The organism is Microbacterium sp. K35 (assembly GCF_004794375.1).
GTDB classification, from domain to species: domain Bacteria; phylum Actinomycetota; class Actinomycetes; order Actinomycetales; family Microbacteriaceae; genus Microbacterium; species Microbacterium sufflavum.
On record NZ_SSDM01000066.1, the window covers coordinates 1 to 2388 of the forward strand.

2 protein-coding genes and 1 pseudogene are annotated in these 2388 nt (G+C 74.4%); all 3 read left to right on the top strand.

Annotation, left to right across the window (positions count from 1 at the left end):
* Positions 1–343 (top strand): annotated as a pseudogene (locus DW299_RS18790) (amidohydrolase family protein); the annotation flags it as partial.
* A 1-nt stretch (position 344) separates the two neighbouring features.
* Positions 345–1586, top strand: coding sequence for a kynureninase (locus DW299_RS01835; protein ID WP_136035429.1), 1242 nt, complete (start codon positions 345–347; stop codon positions 1584–1586).
* The coding region (locus DW299_RS01840) for a PaaX family transcriptional regulator (RefSeq protein ID WP_136035430.1) at positions 1576–2388 on the top strand (813 nt) is incomplete at its 3' end. The genes DW299_RS01835 and DW299_RS01840, both read left to right, overlap by 11 nt.

Consider the following 2388-nt stretch of genomic DNA (forward strand, 5'->3'; position numbering starts at 1 on the left):
GACCGAGGTCGCCCGCCACGCGGCCTCGGTCTCCTGGATCTCGACCCTCGCGATCCACGACCCCGCCGCCCTGCGCATCGCCGTCGACAACGTGCGACGGTTCCACGCCGCCGGGGGCACCGTGCTCTACGGCACCGACATGGGCAACGGCCCCACCCCGGTCGACCTCCACCCCGCCGAGCTCGACGCCCTCCGCCGCGCCGGGCTCGACGACGCCGCCCTGCTGCGCGCCCTCGCCCCCGTGGACCCGCGGCAGCCCGGCGCGCTGCTGCTCCTGCTCCCGGACGGCTCGACCGATCCGTTCGACGCCCGCCCGCTGACCGCCGCCGACCTGAAGGTGTGACATGACCGACCGTTCCTCCGACGCCGCCCTGCTCGACGCCGCCCGTGCCCTCGACGCGGCCGACCCGCTCGCCGCGCACCTCGACGCGTTCGCCGAGGCGCCGGGGGTCACGGCCTACCTCGACGGGAACTCCCTCGGCCGCCCCCTGCGGGACATGCCGGAGAAGCTCGCCGCGTTCGTTCACGAGGACTGGGGCACCCGGCTCATCCGCTCGTGGGACGAGCAGTGGATGGCGCTGCCGATGCGCCTGGGCGACCGCATCGGCGAGGTCGCGCTCGGGGCGGCCGCCGGGCAGACCGTGGTGGCCGACTCGACCAGCGTGCTCATCTACAAGCTCATGCGCGCCGCGGCCGCCGCCGACCCCGCCCGCACGGAGCTCGTGATCGAGACGGGCAACTTCCCCACCGACCGGTTCCTCGCCGAGGGCGTCGCCGCCGAGACGGGGCTGACCATCCGCTGGCTGGAACCCGACCCGGTGCACGGCGTGACGGTGGACGACGTGACGGCCGCGGTGTCCGACCGCACCGCGCTCGTGTCGCTCAGCCACGTGGACTACCGCTCGGGCGCGCTGGCGGACATGCCGGGCATCACGGCGGCGGCGCACGAGGCGGGGGCGCTCATGATGTGGGACCTGTGCCACTCGGCCGGCGTCGTGCCGATGCAGCTGGACGCGTGGGGCGTCGACCTCGCGGTCGGCTGCACCTACAAGTACCTGAACGGCGGCCCGGGCTCCCCCGCGTTCGCCTACCTCCGCCACGGGCTGCAGGGCGTGCTCCGGCAGCCGATCCACGGGTGGTGGAGCGCGGAGGACATCTTCGCGATGGGGCCGGAGTACGTGCCGAGCGGCGACATCCGGCAGCTGCTCAGCGGCACGCCGCCCGTCACCTCGATGCTCGCGATGCAGGGGATGCTCGACCTGATCGAGCAGTCGACGATCGCGGGGGTGCGGGCCAAGTCGCAGTCGCTGACCGATCTCGCGGTGCGCGCGTACGACGAGGTGCTCGCCCCGCTCGGCGTGCGGCTGCTGAGCCCCCGCGACTCCGCGCGACGCGGCGGGCATGTGACGATCGGCCACCCCGACTTCCGCGACGTCACCCGCCGGCTCTGGGCGGACGGCATCATCCCCGACTTCCGCTTCCCCGACGGCATCCGCCTCGGACTCTCCCCGCTCAGCACCTCGCACGTCGAGACGATCACGGGCGTGCTGGCCGTGCGCGACGCCCTGGAGTCCGATGACGACTGAGGCGGCGGCGACCGCCGTGCGCGACGACATCGATGCCCGCCCCGGCAGCACGGCGTCGCTGCTGCGGACGCTGATCGGGCTGTATCTGCGGCGCCTCGGCGGCTGGATCTCCGCCGCGCATCTCGTGCACCTCGCGGGCGAGCTGGGGATCCCGGCCGCCCAGGCCCGCACGGGCGTGACGCGCCTGAAGCAGAAGGGGCTGCTGCTGGCCGAGCGCGGCGAGACCGCGGGATACCGCCTGAACCCGGAGGCGCTGCCCATGCTGGAGCGCGGCGACCGGCGCATCTTCACCATGCGGCAGATGGGCGACACCGACCTGTGGTGCCTGGTGTCGTTCTCGATCCCGGAGAGCGCCCGCAGCGTGCGGCATCAGCTGCGTCGCCGGCTGCAGTGGATCGGCGCGGGCGTGGTGTCGCCCGCCCTGTGGATCTGCCCCGGTCACCTGCGCGACGAGGCGACGCAGATCCTGGAAGAGCTCGGCGCGCGGCAGTGGGCGACGCTGTTCGACGCCGTGGCCCCCGCTCCCGCCGGCACCCTCGTGGAGGCGGCAGCGCAGTGGTGGGACCTGGGTGCGCTGCGGACGGAGCACCTCGCCTTCCAGGCGTCGCTCAGCACGCTGCCGCCCGAGCCGTTCGCCGCGTATGTGCACCTGCTCGACCGGTGGCGCGTGCTGCCCTACACCGACCCCGGGCTGCCCGCGTCGATGCTGCCGGCGGACTGGCCCGGCGCCCGCAGCGTGGAGCGCTTCACGGCGCTGTCGGCCGAGCTGTCCGCGCCGGTCGTGGCCTACCCCGAGGTCCAG